This window comes from Ralstonia sp. 24A2 (assembly GCF_051783885.1).
Lineage (GTDB): Bacteria > Pseudomonadota > Gammaproteobacteria > Burkholderiales > Burkholderiaceae > Ralstonia.
This window is the reverse complement of record NZ_JBPVZD010000001.1, coordinates 554,468-569,637: the sequence shown is the minus strand read 5'-3', so window position 1 is coordinate 569,637 and position 15,170 is coordinate 554,468. Positions and strand designations below refer to the sequence as shown.

14 protein-coding genes are annotated in these 15,170 nt (G+C 63.1%); all 14 read right to left on the bottom strand.

Annotated elements, in window-relative coordinates; genetic code table 11:
• Positions 1-17: 17 nt before the first annotated feature.
• Entirely contained in the window at positions 18-527 is a 510-nt protein-coding gene (locus ACS13N_RS02655; protein WP_438930224.1) for a hypothetical protein, read from the bottom strand.
• 179 nt (positions 528-706) lie between these two features.
• Positions 707-1,294, bottom strand: a complete 588-nt coding sequence (locus ACS13N_RS02650; protein WP_438930223.1) for a TetR/AcrR family transcriptional regulator — start codon at positions 1,292-1,294, stop codon at positions 707-709.
• Between the two features lie 225 nt (positions 1,295-1,519).
• Positions 1,520-3,799, bottom strand: a complete 2,280-nt coding sequence (locus tag ACS13N_RS02645) for an Orn/Lys/Arg decarboxylase N-terminal domain-containing protein (protein ID WP_438930222.1) — start codon at positions 3,797-3,799, stop codon at positions 1,520-1,522.
• A 72-nt stretch (positions 3,800-3,871) separates the two neighbouring features.
• Positions 3,872-4,438: a dCTP deaminase gene (dcd, locus tag ACS13N_RS02640; RefSeq protein WP_012762552.1), complete on the bottom strand. Its 567-nt coding sequence runs from the start codon at positions 4,436-4,438 to the stop codon at positions 3,872-3,874.
• Positions 4,439-4,626: 188 nt separating this feature from the next.
• Entirely contained in the window at positions 4,627-5,502 is an 876-nt protein-coding gene (locus ACS13N_RS02635; protein ID WP_438930601.1) for a formate dehydrogenase accessory sulfurtransferase FdhD, read from the bottom strand.
• 92 nt (positions 5,503-5,594) lie between these two features.
• A complete protein-coding gene (locus ACS13N_RS02630; RefSeq protein ID WP_438930221.1) occupies positions 5,595-6,137 on the bottom strand; it encodes a superoxide dismutase family protein in 543 nt (180 codons plus the stop codon).
• A gap of 78 nt (positions 6,138-6,215) precedes the next feature.
• Positions 6,216-6,548 (bottom strand): hypothetical protein, encoded by a 333-nt coding sequence (locus ACS13N_RS02625; RefSeq protein WP_438930220.1) that lies wholly within the window; start codon positions 6,546-6,548, stop codon positions 6,216-6,218.
• 35 nt (positions 6,549-6,583) lie between these two features.
• Complete coding sequence (locus ACS13N_RS02620; RefSeq protein ID WP_438930219.1) at positions 6,584-7,750, bottom strand: formate dehydrogenase subunit gamma; 1,167 nt, start codon at positions 7,748-7,750, stop codon at positions 6,584-6,586.
• A 23-nt stretch (positions 7,751-7,773) separates the two neighbouring features.
• On the bottom strand, positions 7,774-8,019 hold the full coding sequence (locus ACS13N_RS02615; protein ID WP_438930218.1) for a hypothetical protein: 246 nt from the start codon (positions 8,017-8,019) through the stop codon (positions 7,774-7,776).
• Positions 8,016-8,705, bottom strand: a complete 690-nt coding sequence (gene fdh3B / locus ACS13N_RS02610; RefSeq protein ID WP_438930217.1) for a formate dehydrogenase FDH3 subunit beta — start codon at positions 8,703-8,705, stop codon at positions 8,016-8,018. The genes ACS13N_RS02615 and fdh3B overlap by 4 nt, the downstream gene beginning before the upstream one ends.
• Positions 8,706-8,721: 16 nt before the next feature.
• Entirely contained in the window at positions 8,722-11,727 is a 3,006-nt protein-coding gene (locus ACS13N_RS02605) for a molybdopterin-dependent oxidoreductase (protein WP_438930216.1), read from the bottom strand.
• 70 nt (positions 11,728-11,797) lie between these two features.
• On the bottom strand, positions 11,798-12,055 hold the full coding sequence (locus tag ACS13N_RS02600) for a twin-arginine translocation signal domain-containing protein (RefSeq protein ID WP_438930215.1): 258 nt from the start codon (positions 12,053-12,055) through the stop codon (positions 11,798-11,800).
• Positions 12,056-12,290: 235 nt separating this feature from the next.
• The gene (locus ACS13N_RS02595) at positions 12,291-12,962 is read right to left on the bottom strand and encodes a TorD/DmsD family molecular chaperone (protein WP_438930214.1); all 672 of its coding nucleotides are present in this window, start codon (positions 12,960-12,962) and stop codon (positions 12,291-12,293) included.
• Between the two features lie 26 nt (positions 12,963-12,988).
• Positions 12,989-15,148, bottom strand: a complete 2,160-nt coding sequence (locus ACS13N_RS02590; RefSeq protein WP_438930213.1) for a 4Fe-4S binding protein — start codon at positions 15,146-15,148, stop codon at positions 12,989-12,991.
• Positions 15,149-15,170 lie beyond the last annotated feature (22 nt).

The following is a 15,170-nucleotide window of genomic DNA, read 5'->3' as shown; positions in this document are numbered from 1 at the left end:
TGGAGATGCCGGTTCATCTAGATGGATGCACGCACCACGCGCCTGTTGCGCGAATAGATCACCCAACATTGCGCAGTAAATCCCACAAGAAATAGTCCGAACCAGACCAGCAATGTGTGCAGTACCAGTGGGGACAGAGGCGCATCGGCCAGTGGGTGCGAGAGCGGTACTCGGGTCAGCGTTTCGTTTGTGCCAGGAACCAGCGACAAGAGAAAGCTGAAAGAGAGCCCGAATACAGATAGATACGGTCGAAGCCCGCCCAGGAAGGTGAGTTTGGTCGCGAATATGCCGCCGAAGGCGACAAGAAGAATCACGACGCCAAACGCATGCCCAGGATTCAGGCCACCCGTACTCGACACACCGAAGGAAGTGACTACCGACAGCACTAAACCAATGAGGTAAATCTTGCCGGAGCGCGTCGCCGTGTCAATCTTGCGATAACGGACAAAGCTGTAGATGCCCGCAATGATGGGAACCAAGCTGATAACGGTATGGACCGCGCCTAGAGGCGAGATGGGATGCGTCATGGGATACCTCTCTCAAAATCGCTGACAAAAATCAGCACCGTGTCAGCGGTGCCGGAAAACTCGCCGCAGTTCGGATTTCCGAGAACTGGGCTACATACAGCAAAATTATATCTACTAGTTGGTAGGCAACGTAATCCAAAAAAAATCGACCCTCGGTCTCATTGATCTTCCAGGGCAGCTCAGGCTGCCGAGGTCAACCTGTCAATCGCCAATCGAACGAGCGCCTGGAAGGTTTGGGGATCACCGGAACCTCGCGCGGCCAGCATTGCACCATGTACTGCGGCCATGAGAGCTTTGGCTTCGATCGCTGGACTGCCTTGCAGGTGGAATTGTCCCTTGGCCTTGCCCTTTTTGAGAACGGAGGTGAGCCACGCGGTCAGATCCTGAAAATGCCCGCGAACTTCATCGGCAATCTCGCCGGGGATGGTCGGCAGTTCCATGGCCAGCATCGCGCAAATGCAAAACGAAGACGTGCCCCCACGGATGCACGTAGACCAATAATCCGCATAGGCATTGAGTTCTGCCAACGGATCAGCAAGCTGCTGGTCGAGTGCGGCCATGCCCTCCCGTGCTTCCTCGCGATACCGAGCAACCACAACCCGCACCAACTCAGTCTTGCTTGGGAAATGATGATGGATGCTCGCCTTGCTGATATGCACCCGAGCAGAGATATCGGCATAGCTGAAGCTGTTGTAGCCACCAGCTTCAAGCAATGATCGCGCATGCGCGACGATCTCAGCGGCCTTCGGGGAAAGCTCAACGTTCATAACAGGGTTGCATCAAACTAATGGGCGGATTTAGGCGTCTGCAAGCACACAATGCAATGCGCACTGCGCGCCAATCTACTAGTAGGTAGACATTCTGTCAAGCACCACTGAAGCAGAAGCCCGCAGTGCAATTCGCGGCGGGTGGACGAAGAATGGTTCGCCGCACGCTCCAAACAAAAACGCCGCGCTAACCAGCGCGGCGTTTTGTTTTTGTGCGGCTGAAAGTCAGCGCACGCAATCCACGAAGTACCCCATCTTACCGTCGACTTCCTCCTCGACCAGCCCGTGGATATCCGTCTCAAAGCCCGGGAACAGCTTGTTGAACTCACGTGCAAACTGCAGGTACTGCACGATCGTCTTGTTGAAGCGCTCGCCCGGGATCAGCAGCGGAATGCCCGGCGGATACGGCGTCAGCAGGATGCCGGTGATACGGCCTTCCAGGTCATCGATCGCCACGCGCTCAGTCTCGCGGTGGGCCATCTTGGCCCAGGCGTCCGACGGGATCATCGCCGGTTCCATGTCCGACAGGTACATCTCCGTCGTCACGCGGGCCACGTCGTTGGCCTGGTAGACGCTATGGATGCTGTCGCACAGTTCACGCAGGCCGATGCGCTCGTACTGCGGGTACTGGCGCACGAACTCCGGCAACACACGCCACAGCGGCTGGTTGTTGTCGTAGTCGTCCTTGAACTGCTGCAGCTCGGTCACCAGCGAGTTCCAGCGGCCCTTGGTGATGCCGATGGTGAACATGATGAAGAACGAGTACAGACCGGTCTTCTCGACGATGATGCCGTGCTCGGCCAGGTAACGGGTGACGATGGCGGCCGGGATGCCCGAGTCGCTGAACTTGCCGTCCACGTCCAGGCCCGGGGTGATGATGGTGGCCTTGATCGGGTCGAGCAGGTTGAAGTCTTCGGCCAGGTTGCCGAAACCGTGCCAGCGCTCGTTGGCCTTGAGCATCCAGGCTTCGCGCTCTTCGATGCCTTCGTCCGACAGGTCGTTCGGGCCCCAGACCTTGAACCACCAGTCGTCGCCCTTGCCATTCCCGCCATTCGTGCCGACGTACTCCTGCTCCACCTTGCGCATGGCGCGGCGGAAATCGAGCGCTTCGGCAATACTCTCTTCCACCAGCGCCGTGCCGCCCGGCGCTTCCATCATCGCCGCGGCCACATCGCACGAGGCGATGATCGAGTACTGCGGGCTCGTCGACGTGTGCATCAGATACGCCTCGTTAAAGCGATACGTATCGAGCTTGCGCGTCTCGGAATCCTGCACGAGGATCTGCGAGGCCTGCGACAGACCGGCCAGCAGCTTGTGCGTGCTCTGCGTGGCGTAGACCAGCGCGTCCTTGCTGCGCGGACGGCCGTGGCCGATCGCGTGCATGTTCTCGTAGAACGGGTGGAACGACGCGTGCGGCAGCCACGCTTCGTCAAAGTGCAGCGTGTCGATCTCGGTCGACAGCATGTTCTTGATCATTTCGGCGTTGTACAGCACGCCGTCGTACGTACCCTGCGTGATGGTCAGGATGCGCGGCTTCTTGTTCTTCGCTTTGCTGGCAAACGGATGGTCGGCGATCTTCCTGGCGATCGTTTCCGGCTCGAATTCGCTCTTCGGAATCGGGCCGATGATGCCGAAGTGGTTGCGCGTCGGCATCAGGAACACGGGAATCGCACCCGTCATCATGATCGCGTGCAGATTCGACTTGTGGCAGTTGCGGTCCACCACGACGATGTCGCCGGGGGCCACGTTGGCGTGCCACACCATCTTGTTCGACGTGGACGTGCCGTTGGTCACGAAGAACATGTGGTCCGAACCGAAGATGCGCGCCGCATTGCGCTCGGACGCGGCCACGGGGCCGGTGTGATCGAGCAGCTGGCCGAGTTCTTCCACGGCGTTGCAGACGTCGGCGCGCAGCATGTTCTCGCCGAAGAACTGGTGGAACACCTGGCCCACCGGGCTCTTCAGGAACGCCACACCGCCCGAGTGCCCCGGGCAATGCCACGAATACGAGCTGTCCTGCGCGTAGTCGATCAGCGCCTTGAAGAACGGCGGCGGCAGCGAATCGAGGTAGTTGCGCGCTTCACGGATGATGTGTCGGGCCACGAACTCAGGCGTGTCCTCGAACATGTGGATGAAGCCGTGCAGCTCGCGCAGCACGTCGTTCGGCAGGTGGCGCGAGGTGCGCGTCTCGCCGTACAGGAAGATGGGGATGTCGGCGTTGCGGCGGCGCACTTCGGCCACAAAGGCGCGCAGGTTCTCAACCGCTTCCGGTTCCGGCTTGTCGTTGTCCGGGTTGATGAACTCGTCGTCGTCAATCGACACGATAAAGGTCGACGCGCGGCTCGACTGCTGCGCGAACGAGGTCAGGTCACCATAGCTGGTGAGGCCGATGACCTCCATGCCTTCGGTTTCGATGGCTTGCGCCAGCGCGCGAATGCCCGACCCGGAGATGTTCTCGGAGCGGAAGTCCTCGTCGATGATGATGACGGGAAAACGGAATTTCATCGTGGGTCCTTATGGATGAAGCTAAAGGCACCGCTCCGGATACGCCTGAACGCGCGGAAACGGACTACAAAGTTAGGTCTTGGGCAGCGTCACACCGTGCTGGCCTTGATACTTGCCACCACGATCCTTGTACGAGGTTTCGCACTCTTCGTCGGACTCGAAGAACAGCACCTGCGCGCAGCCCTCGCCGGCGTAGATCTTGGCGGGCAGCGGCGTGGTGTTCGAGAACTCCAGCGTCACGTAGCCTTCCCACTCGGGCTCGAACGGCGTGACGTTGACGATGATCCCGCAGCGCGCGTACGTGCTCTTGCCCAGACACACGGTCAGCACCGTGCGCGGGATGCGGAAGTACTCCATCGTACGGGCCAGCGCGAACGAGTTCGGCGGGATGATGCACACATCGCCCTTGAAGTCGACAAACGACTTCTCGTCGAAGTTCTTCGGATCGACGATGGTGCTGTTGATGTTGGTGAAGATCTTGAATTCGTCGGCGCAGCGGATGTCGTAGCCGTAGCTCGACGTGCCGTAGGAGACGATGCGGCGCCCTTCGGATTCGCGCACCTGGCCCGGCTCGAACGGCTCGATCATGCCGTGCTGCTCGGCCATACGGCGGATCCACTTGTCGGATTTGATGCTCATGGGATGCCTTGGATGAACAAATGGGGGCAGGCTTCGCGGTGCGAAAACTGTCCCCATTTGGTCACTTCGGCGGCCGGGCCCGCGCTTTGGTCCGCGTGTCGGTCCAATTTGGAACGCGGATTGTACTCCCAAACCCGTGACGGAAACCCCCGTGTAAGGCGATGGCTTGCGCCGGCCTTACCAGCAAGTCAGCGGCCGGATTCCGCCGCCTGCGGCAGCTCGCCGCGGGGTCCAACCGTCTTGGCCATGTCCGGCTCGGCCACAAACCGGTCGCGTCCGGTGTAGAGCAGGAAGTGGCGCCCAGTGCACCGCGCAAACAGCGACAGGTTGACCCGCTGCGCCATCTGATAGCCCATCTGCGTGACACCCGAGCGCGACAGAAGGAACGGAATGCCCATCTGCGCGCCCTTGATGACCATCTCGGAGGTCAGGCGGCCGGTGGTGTAGAAGATCTTGTCGCCGCCGTCCATGCCTTCCAGCCACATACGGCCTGCGATGGCGTCCACGGCGTTGTGGCGGCCCACGTCTTCAATGAAATGCAGCAGCCCGCCCTGCGCATCGAACAGCGCGCAGCCGTGCACCGAGCCAGCCTGCTTGTAGATCGACTGCTGCAAGCGGATGGTGTCGACCACACGGTACAGCGTGGTCTGCGTCATGCGCGCTTCCGGCGGCAGGTGGATGGCGTCGATCTCGTCCATCAGCGAGCCGAACACGGTGCCCTGCCCGCAGCCGGTGGTGACGGTGCGGCGGGCGGTCTTTTCGTCCAGGTCGGCAATGCCGGCGCGGGTGGTGACGGCAGCGGATTCGGTCTCCCAGTCGACCTGGATGGAGGCGATGTCTTCGACGCTGCTGACCAGGCGCTGGTTGCGCAGGTAGCCGAGCACGAGCGCTTCGGGTGCGCCGCCCAGCGTCATCAGCGTGACGAGTTCGCGCTTGTCCAAATAGACCGTGAGCGGGCGCTCGCCGGGGATGTAGACCTCGCGTGCGCGGCCCAGCTCGTCGAGCACTTCAACCTCGTCGAGCAATGGAACAGAAGCGTTGGTCAGTTCGGGGCGCAGCGGCATCAGATCTTCGTTCAAACAAAAATGCGCACGACGAGCGTGCGCATGGACATGCGGCTTGTACCTGCCCTGAGGCAGGTACCGCGTACGGGCGATCAGTTCGCCACGATCACGCCGCAAGCGATGCGCCCGCCGGAGTTGCCAGTGGGCTGGGTTACATAATCATCCTTACCGGAATGCACGACCAGCGCGTGGCCGACCAGGCTGGTCGAGCCGGGCGACAACGTCACGCCGGAAAGGACGATGGAGCCGACGGCCTTGCCGTTGGCATCGGATTGCAGCATCGGGATGTCACCTGCATGGTGCGCGCCGCTACGCGGATCGCCATGCTGCTGGCCGGTCGGGTTGAAGTGGCCGCCTGCGCTCATGCCGTCGGCCGAGGAGCAGTCGCCCTTCTCGTGCACGTGGAAACCGAACATGCCGTTGGCGGGCAGACCGGAAATATCCACGGCCATGGCAACCCGATTGTCGCCTTGCTGCGCCAGTTTCACGCTGCCCTGCACGGTGCTGCCGCTCTTGGGCGCCAGCACGGCTGAGGCCGCCATGCCTGAGTCGGCCGCCTTTGCCGTCGATCCAGTATTCGATGCACAACCGGCCATCAGGCCGATCACGGCGAGTCCAATCGCGAGTTGCTTCATGTGTCACCTCCAGTCAGGGTTCACTTGCGAGCGGACGATTGTACTGCCGGATGATGAACTCGCAACATGGGCGCTGCGTCAACCTTTGGCAACAGGGGCCGATGCTGCTGGCGCGGCCACGGCTGGCGTCGGTGGCACAAAGGGTCCCGGATCGACACACGGCGTGCCCGGCTGCGTATGCGCGCCCTTGCCGCTCGCCTGGTAAGCCCCTGCGGCTCGATCTTGTGCCTTGCACAACTGGAACGCGGCCACCTTGTCGCTCCAGGCTGCTTTGGCTTTGTCCACTTCGGCCTTGGCTTTCTGTTCTTCGGTCGGTGCCGGCAATTTGGCGAAGGCCAACCCGCTGGCGAGGCAAAGCGCGGCAGCAGCAAGCGTCGTACCTACGGTACGTGTCATCGTGAAAGCATGCATGGAGAGATTCCTCGATTCGGTGACAGCCGGGCGCATCACGACTTGGCGGGCTGCTCGCTTGGCGCCGGTAGCGCGGGCGGCTGCGAGCGCTGCGCCGGAATCTTGCCGGCCTTGATGTCGTCATACCAAAGCTCGTGGTGCTCCTTGGCCCAGGCTTCGTCAACATAGCCGTCGCGCATGGCGCGGTAAGCGCCTTCCATGCCGATCGTGCCCATGTAGATGTGGCCCAGCGACATGCAGATCATGCCCACCGCTGCAATGGCATGGATGATCTCGGCCAGCTGCATCGTGCTGCGGTAGTAATCCACGCCCGGGACGATGCGATCGAGCACCCAGCCAGAGGCCGACAGGATCAACCCGAACAGGACCAGGCCGCCCCAGAACCAGAGCTTCTCGCCAGCATTGAAGCGATGCGACGGCGGTTCATGACCGCCGCCAAACAGGCCACCGGCCTTCAATAGCCACTGCAGATCGATCCCGCGCGGCAGGTTGTCACGCACCCACATCACGAAGGCCACGATGATGCTGACCGTGAACAGCGGCCCAATCAGGTTGTGCAGGTTCTTCAGCACGTATGTCAGCCAGCCAAACAACTGGTGACCCAAGATCGGCAGCAGGAAATGCTTGCCCCACAGCATGACGATGCCCGACACGCCCAACGTGACGAAGGAGATCGCCATGGTCCAGTGCACATAGCGCTCGGTCGGCGTGAAGCGCTCGATCTTGCGGCCGGTCGGCGTGTCCTTCAGAGGAATCGCCCCCTTCCACAGGAAGAAGCCGAGGATGACCAAGGGCACCAGTACCACGAGCCAGCCACCCCACACGGTGATGACGCCGTTGCGGAACAGGCGCCATTTCTGCCCGGTGCGCTGGATCAGCACGCCGGCCTCCAGACCGGGGATGCTGGCGTAATGCGTCTGGTCGGAATTGACTTCGCGCCAGACCGGCGCGTTGTTGCCGGGCTGCGTGGTGCGTCGCGCAGTCTGGTCCTGCGCTTCCTTGGCCAGATCACGCTTCTGCACATCAAACACGTTCTCCGAAACGATATTGGAGAACGGCTGCGTTGGTTGCACGGCCGGGTTGACCGGTGCATTCGCGGCGGCGGGCGCACTGGCCGGCTGCTGTGCGCTGGCGAGCATCGCCGCACCGCCGAGCAGCAGCGCCATCGCAACGCACGTCAGGTGTTTCCAAGAAGTGCCCATGGACGGACCTCCGCTTGCGCGCGTCATGGCGTCTTGTTGTACTCGTTCTGATACTGGCCGCGCGCGCGAATCTGGTTCTCCCAGCTCGTGCGGTCGCCGGGCGTCCAGTTCTTGACCATGAACGGATCACCCTCGGCGCCCTTGTAGGCGGGCGTGTCGTCCTTGCGGTGCGAGGCGAAGGCGGTCTGCGCGCGCTCGCCGCAGGCCGACAACACCAGCACGGCACCCAGTGCGATCAGCAGGCTGGTCGATCGTACGCGGGCGCTCATGATTGCGCTCCCGGGGTTGAAGCGGGCGCTGGTTGGGACGAACCCGGCGCAGCGGGTGTAGCCGGCGCCGCCTGGCCACCCTTGCCCTGCGCACCGCCCGCGCCACCATAGGCCGTGCCCCACCCGAACAACTCCGCGCCCTTCCCCCGCTTCATCACGCGGTTGCGCAAGATGTCGGAAATCACGTCGCCGTCGCCGCCGAGCAGCGCCTTGGTCGAGCACATCTCCGCGCACAGCGGCAGCTTGCCTTCGGCCAGGCGGTTGCGGCCGTACTTTTCGAATTCCTCTTCGCTGCCGTTCTTCTCGGGGCCACCGGAGCAGAACGTGCACTTGTCCATCTTGCCGCGCACGCCAAACGTGCCCTGGCTAGGGAACTGCGGCGCGCCGAACGGGCACGCATACGAGCAGTAGCCGCAACCGATACAGACATCCTTGTCATGCAGCACCACGCCGTCTTCGGTGCGGTAGAAGCAGTCGACCGGGCAGACCGCCATGCACGGCGCATCGGAGCAATGCATGCACGCCACGGAGATGGATTTCTCCGCGCCGATCATGCCGTCATTGATGGTGACCACGCGGCGCCGGTTCACACCCCAGGGCACCTCGTGTTCGTTCTTGCAGGCCGTGGCACAGGCGTTGCACTCGATGCAGCGCTCGCTGTCACAGATGAATTTCATGCGTGCCATGTTGATCTCCCCGTCCTTATGCGAACCGCTCGATCTGGCAGACCGTCGTTTTCGTTTCCTGCATCATCGTCACCGAGTCGTAGCCGTAGGTGGTGGCCGTGTTGATGGCCTCGCCGCGCACGATCGGGTGGGCGCCTTCTGGGTAGTAGTCGAGCAGGTCCTTGCCCTGCCACCAGCCCGAGAAGTGGAACGGGATGAAGGCGTGGTCGACACCCACACGCTCCGTTACCAGCGCACGCACCTTGATCTGGGCGCCGGTCGGCGTCTTGACCCAGACGAAGTCGTTGTGGCGGATGCCCCGGTCGGCCGCAGCCTTGGGGTTGATCTCGACAAAGTTCTCCTGCTGCAATTCGGCCAGCCACGGGTTCGAGCGCGTTTCCTCACCGCCGCCCTCGTACTCCACGAGGCGGCCCGAGGTGAGGATGATCGGGAATTTTTCGTAGACCTTGTTCTCGATATTGCGCTGCTGCACCGTCTTGTACAGCGTGGGCAGGCGCCAGAAGGCCTTCTTGTCGTCGTGCGTCGGGTACTTGGCGACCATGTCGGGCCGCGTGGAATACAACGGCTCGCGGTGCTGCGGAATCGCATCGGGGAAGTTCCACACGATGGCGCGCGCCTTGGCGTTGCCGAACGGGTGGCAGCCGTGCTTCATCGCCACGCGCTGGATGCCGCCGGACAGGTCGGTCTTCCAGTTCTTGCCCTCGGCGGCCTTCTTTTCGGCGTCGGTCAGGTCGTCCCACCAGCCGAGTTTCTTGAGGAAGACGTGATCGAACTCAGGGTAGCCCGTGGTCAGGTCGGAGCCCAGCGAGAATGAACCGTCTTCCGCCAGCAGGTTGACGCCGTCGCGCTCCACGCCAAAGTTGGCGCGGAAGTTCCCGCCGCCTTCCATCACGTGCTTGCTGGTGTCGTACAGGTTGGGCGAGCCGGGGTGCTTGAGTTCCGGGGTGCCATAGCACGGCCACGGCAGGCCGAAATAGTCACCGGTGAGGTCGTAGCCAGTTTCCGGGTCCTTGCCGCCCTTGCAACGCAGCGTGCGCACATCAAACAGATGCATGTTGCGCATATGGGCCTTCAGGCGTTCCGGCGATTGGCCGGTGTAGCCGATGGTCCAGTTGCCGCGATTGATCTCGCGCAGGATCGATTCGATCTCCGGCTCGCGCCACGTCATGCCGGCGCGCTTGTACTCGGTGATCTTGCAACCCTTCGACAGCTCCTTGCCGAAGCCGAGGCGATCCGCAAAGGCCTGCATGATCACGTGATCGGGCTGCGACTCGAACAGCGGCTCGATCACCTTCTCGCGCCATTGCAGCGAGCGGTTGGACGCCGTGCACGAGCCCGACGTTTCAAACTGCGTAGCCGCAGGCAACAGGTAGACGGCGCGGTTCGGGTTGGGAGGCGTGCCGTCAGCCGAGGGCATGTTGGCCATCGCCGCCGTGGCTGACGGGTATGGGTCCACCACAACCAGCAGATCAATCTTGTCGAGCGCGCGCTTGATGTCCATCCCGCGCGTCTGTGAATTCGGTGCGTGGCCCCAGTAGAAGACGGCGCGGACGTTGTTGTCTTGATCGATCAGTTCGTTCTTTTCGAGCACCGCATCGGCCCAGCGCGAGACCGTCGTGCCGGACTTTTCCATCATCGCCTGCGAGGCGAAGCGGCCCTTGATCCAGTCGTAATCGACATCCCACACCTTGGCGAAGTGCTTCCACGCGCCAGTCGCCAAGCCGTAGTAGCCCGGCAGCGAATCCGGGTTGGGGCCGACGTCCGTCGCGCCCTGCACGTTGTCGTGGCCGCGGAAGATGTTGGCGCCACCGCCCGACTTGCCGATGTTGCCCAGCGCCAGTTGCACGATGCACGATGCACGCACGATGGCATTGCCGATGGTGTGCTGCGTCTGGCCCATGCACCAGACGAGCGTGCTCGGACGGTTCATCGCCATCATCTCGGCGACCTTGTGGACCTGTGCCTCGGGCACGCCGCACACCTCTTCGACCTTGTCCGGCGTCCACTTGGCGAGCACTTCCTCGCGCACCTTGTCCATGCCGTAGACGCGGTCGTGGATGTACTGCTTGTCTTCCCAGCCGTTCTTGAAGATGTGGTACAGCACGCCGAACAGGAAGGCGATATCGGTACCCGAACGGATGCGCACGTATTCATCGGACTTGGCCGCCGTGCGCGTGTAGCGCGGGTCGACCACGATGACCTTGCAGCCCGTTTCCTTGGCATGCAGCAGATGCAGCATCGACACCGGGTGTGCTTCCGCCGCGTTCGAGCCGATGTACAACGCGCACTTGGCGTTCTGCATGTCGTTGTACGAGTTGGTCATCGCACCGTAGCCCCACGTGTTGGCCACGCCGGCCACGGTGGTGCTGTGGCAGATACGCGCCTGGTGGTCGCAATTGTTGGTGCCGAAGAACGACACCCACTTGCGCAGCAGGTACGCCTGCTCGTTGCTGTGCTTGGACGAACCGACGAAGAAGAACGAGTCCGGCCCCGTCTCCTGGCGGATCGTCTTCATCTTGGCGACGATTTCGTTGAGCGCCTGCTCCCAGCTGATGCGCTGGTAGCGGCCGTCGACGAGCTTCATTGGCGTCTTAAGGCGGTATTCGCCATGGCCGTGTTCACGCAGGGCCGCGCCCTTGGCGCAGTGCGCACCCAGGTTGATGGGGGAATCGAACACCGGTTCCTGACGCACCCACACGCCGTTCTGCACAACGGCATCCACCGAGCAGCCGACCGAGCAGTGCGAGCACACGGTACGGCGCACGACGATGTCGCCCTTGCCGCCGTTACCCTCAGCGGCCTGGGCCTCGCCCACCACCGATTTCTTCACCAGCGAGAGTTGCGTGGCTGCCAGCCCCGCGCCCACGCCAATGCCGGAGCGTTTGAGGAAGGTGCGGCGATCCATGGTCGGCAACGCGCCGGCCAGACTGCGCGCGAGACTACCGGTAAGCGATGCGGCGCCCTGGCGACGTGCCGGGGCGGTTTTGGTGTCCTGTACCGCCGGTTTGCGGGTCAGAAGCATAGGGGTCACCTGAGGATGTGGGGTGCGTGCAATGACAACAACGGGGCAAGCGAGTGCGAATGCGCCCGCGTCAGATCCACGTCGTCTTGTAGTACTTGCGGATGTGTTCGCTCAGGCGATAGCCCGTCGCGCCATCGTCAGCGGGTTCGGCCTGCGGCGTGGCGGAGGCGATCGGCGTTTGCGCCAGATGACTTGCCGTGGCGGCAGTGCCGGCAGCAGCGGCGACGGCGGCCCCCATCAGGAAACGGCGGCGTGTCGGCGCGTTTTCAGTGGATTCCGCGGAATCTGCTTGCGGGCGGGCGTGAGGGACAGTGTTCGGACCTGGCATATCGATGCTCCCCGGCTTTGTGAAACCGATGATCGAATCTAATAGGAATTATCCGACATATTTTAGAAGCAACTGCCGGGGAAAACCATGCCTGACACCCCTCACCGGCTGAGTTTTCTGACGATTTGACGATAATTTTTCGCACTCAGCACAAATTGAACCACCCCGCCATGACGTGGGCGGGGCCTCGCTCTTGGCGGCGTGCTGATTTCTTAGGCAAGCATCCGGCGTGCAGTCACGCCAATTCGAGCGCGAGCCGTTCGACTTCAAAAAAGGCTTTGGCCAAACCCGCCGCGTCGGCATAAAAGCGCGCACGCGGATGCTGCAACACAGCATCGCAAGCGGTGTCGACCCACGACGCCAGATGACGCTGGAAGAAGGCGCGCTGCTCTTCCACATGGGCAATGGCAGCGTCGTCGCCGGCAATCAGGTAGCGCATGACCTCGCACAGGGTAGCAAGGTGGTCCTCGGTCTCGGTGATGCCCTCGGCGCGCTCCAGGCCGTAGCGGCGCAGGTCATCGCGCAGTACCACCAGCGGCTTCTCGTTCAGGAAACCCGCCTGGTAGTACGAGCCGTACAGGAACACCTCCGGCTTGCCGACGCCGATGAACAACTCGGTGTATTCATCGTCGGCCTGTGCGGCCGTGGTCTGGCCAGCGCGCGCAACCAAGCGGCGCCAGGCTTGCGTGAGCGCGCTGCTCACGGCGGCCTCCACATCGGCCGGATCGGTATCGCTCTCGCCGATGGGCTCCAGCGGTGCCGCCGCAATGCGTTGCAGCAAATCGGCGTCCGGCGCATGGAAGAACAGTGTCGCAAGCAAACCGTACAGATCTGCGCGGGCGAGATCCTCGGCACTGTCGGCGGGCGTGGCGGCGCGGTGGAATTGCAGGGGCTGGGCGTCGGTCATGGAAAACGGAAACGGAGGTTCGTTCTTCAGTGGGTGGTGCCCGGACGTTCGCCGCGCTCCATCATGTCGATCACACGGCAGTCGCCGCACATCTTCAGGCGCTCGGCAGCGGCACCAGAAAACGCCGGATGTGCGCCGAGCTTGGCCAGCATCGTGGTGACCATCTGCGCCGTGCCGAACGGCTTGCCGCAGCGGACGCAGTGGAATGGCTGTGTCTCGTTGAGCGTAACGGGCTGACGGGCTTCAGCGGACAGGTTCAGGCGTGGGATAAGCGCGATGGCGTCTTCGGGGCACGTGGTTTCGCACAGGCCACACTGGACGCAATTACGTTCGATCATCGAGAGCACCGGCCGCTCAGCCTGGTCGCGCAACGCCTGCGACGGGCACGCGCCTACGCAGGCCATGCACAGCGTGCAGCGCTCGCGATCCACAGTGATGGCGCCGAACGGTGCACCCGCCGGCAGCGGGATGGTGGCCTCAGTGGCCTTGGCGTGGCGAGCGAAGTGATCGAGCGCAAAGTCGAGCGTCTCACGCTTGGCGGCCGCCACGGCGAACGTCGCCGCGGGCATGTCACGGCGGAATCCATGCATCGGGCCGGATACCTCGGCAGCGTTAAGACGCACATCGAGGGTCGCCACATCCGCCGTATCGATCAGCACAACGCTCGGTACATCGGCGGACTCGCCCAGCCCTTGCAGCACGGCCTGCGCCACGGCGACCTGCTCGGCGAGCATCGCCCGGTACTGCGGCGCATCGTCTTCGGTCAGAAGAATGGCAACACGCGCAGCGCCATAGGCAAGCGCCGAGAGCCACACCTCCAGCCCCGTCGACACTGCATGAAACACTTCGACCGGTAGCACATTCACGGGCACGCCCTGCGCCTTACCGATACGTGCCGCGCGGCCCAGTTGTTCGATCAGCGTGCGGCCCCGCTCACCGTTGTGCAGCAAGACCACCGCATCGCGCCCGCCTGCCGACGCGTACGTGCTCAGCAACGTCTTGAGCTTGCGGCCCTGGTACGGCGCGCTTGGGTACGCGTAGGTGATGGCGCCAGTGGGGCACGCCGTCGTACACGCGCCGCAGCCAACGCACAGGTTAGGTGTGACGTGCACGCTGCCGCGCCCATCCTTCCATTGCGACGAGATGGCCGCTGCGGAGCACACCTGCACGCACGCATCACAGCCGACTTGACCGTTACGTCCGTGCGCGCAGATCGATTCTTTGTACTGGAAGAACTTCGGCTTCTCGAACTCGCCCACCATCTGCAGCAGTGCGAGCGATGCCGTCAATTGACGGCCCGCATCAGCGCCCGCGTGAAAGTAGCCCTGCGGCGACTGGTGCTGGGCAAAGGCCGGCGCATCGTTCAAGTCGAAGATCAGGTCGAACTGGCCCGACAGTGTTTGCGGTGCATCTACGCGGGCAAAGTCGATCGCCATCGCTTCGCCGCAGGCCTTCACGCAATCGCGATGGTCACGGCAAAGATCGAGATCAATCTGGTAGAGCGCGTCGATCGCGTTTTCCGGACACACGTCGATGCAGGCGTTGCAGCGTGTGCAACGGTCCAGATCGATCGGATTGCGGTTGCGCCACTGCACGTCGAAGGCGCCGAGCCAGCCCTTCACCTCCACCAGCTCGCCAGCGTGGACTGGCCAGCGGCGCTCCATCGGCGGCGAGAGTGGACCGGCGGAGCGATCGCGCCCTGTGGCCAGCACCGTCACGCTCAGTTGACCGGCCAGGCGCCCGGCCCACGGCATGACCCGTTCGGCGGGGCCGACGATGAGCAGGTTGCCCTCGGAGCGGTAGTCGACCACGGGTACCGGATCTGGCGCAGGCAAGCCAGCCACCGCCAGCAGCGCGGCCGTCTTCGCATGGAAGCCGCGCGCATCGCGCTTGGCCCCGGCCGACCACCCGCCCGTCTCGCGCACGTTCACGAAATGGATCGGTGCGGTCACACCCTCGTGCTGCGCAGCCACCTCGGCAAACAGCGCCTTCTCCTGCGTGCAGGCGACGATCACGTCTTCCGTACCGTCCAGCGCCTGCGTGAAGGCGCCGATCTCGCGGCGGCACAACAGGTGGTGTGTCTTGCCAGGCGCATCGAGGGCGGCATCGGACGCGCGCAGGGCGTCGCTCACCGCATCGGCATCGAGCGGCATGGTGTGATTGCAACTGCAGACCAGCGTGGGCATGGAAGTGTACGTATGCGCCCGC

Coding starts and splice junctions, on each gene's coding strand:
- ACS13N_RS02655 (WP_438930224.1), bottom strand. CDS start 527: ATGACGCATCCCATCTCGCCTCTAGGCGCGGTCCATACCGTTATCAGC.
- ACS13N_RS02650 (WP_438930223.1), bottom strand. CDS start 1,294: ATGAACGTTGAGCTTTCCCCGAAGGCCGCTGAGATCGTCGCGCATGCG.
- ACS13N_RS02645 (WP_438930222.1), bottom strand. CDS start 3,799: ATGAAATTCCGTTTTCCCGTCATCATCATCGACGAGGACTTCCGCTCC.
- dcd (WP_012762552.1), bottom strand. CDS start 4,438: ATGAGCATCAAATCCGACAAGTGGATCCGCCGTATGGCCGAGCAGCAC.
- ACS13N_RS02635 (WP_438930601.1), bottom strand. CDS start 5,502: ATGCCGCTGCGCCCCGAACTGACCAACGCTTCTGTTCCATTGCTCGAC.
- ACS13N_RS02630 (WP_438930221.1), bottom strand. CDS start 6,137: ATGAAGCAACTCGCGATTGGACTCGCCGTGATCGGCCTGATGGCCGGT.
- ACS13N_RS02625 (WP_438930220.1), bottom strand. CDS start 6,548: ATGCATGCTTTCACGATGACACGTACCGTAGGTACGACGCTTGCTGCT.
- ACS13N_RS02620 (WP_438930219.1), bottom strand. CDS start 7,750: ATGGGCACTTCTTGGAAACACCTGACGTGCGTTGCGATGGCGCTGCTG.
- ACS13N_RS02615 (WP_438930218.1), bottom strand. CDS start 8,019: ATGAGCGCCCGCGTACGATCGACCAGCCTGCTGATCGCACTGGGTGCC.
- fdh3B (WP_438930217.1), bottom strand. CDS start 8,705: ATGGCACGCATGAAATTCATCTGTGACAGCGAGCGCTGCATCGAGTGC.
- ACS13N_RS02605 (WP_438930216.1), bottom strand. CDS start 11,727: ATGCTTCTGACCCGCAAACCGGCGGTACAGGACACCAAAACCGCCCCG.
- ACS13N_RS02600 (WP_438930215.1), bottom strand. CDS start 12,055: ATGCCAGGTCCGAACACTGTCCCTCACGCCCGCCCGCAAGCAGATTCC.
- ACS13N_RS02595 (WP_438930214.1), bottom strand. CDS start 12,962: ATGACCGACGCCCAGCCCCTGCAATTCCACCGCGCCGCCACGCCCGCC.
- ACS13N_RS02590 (WP_438930213.1), bottom strand. CDS start 15,148: ATGCCCACGCTGGTCTGCAGTTGCAATCACACCATGCCGCTCGATGCC.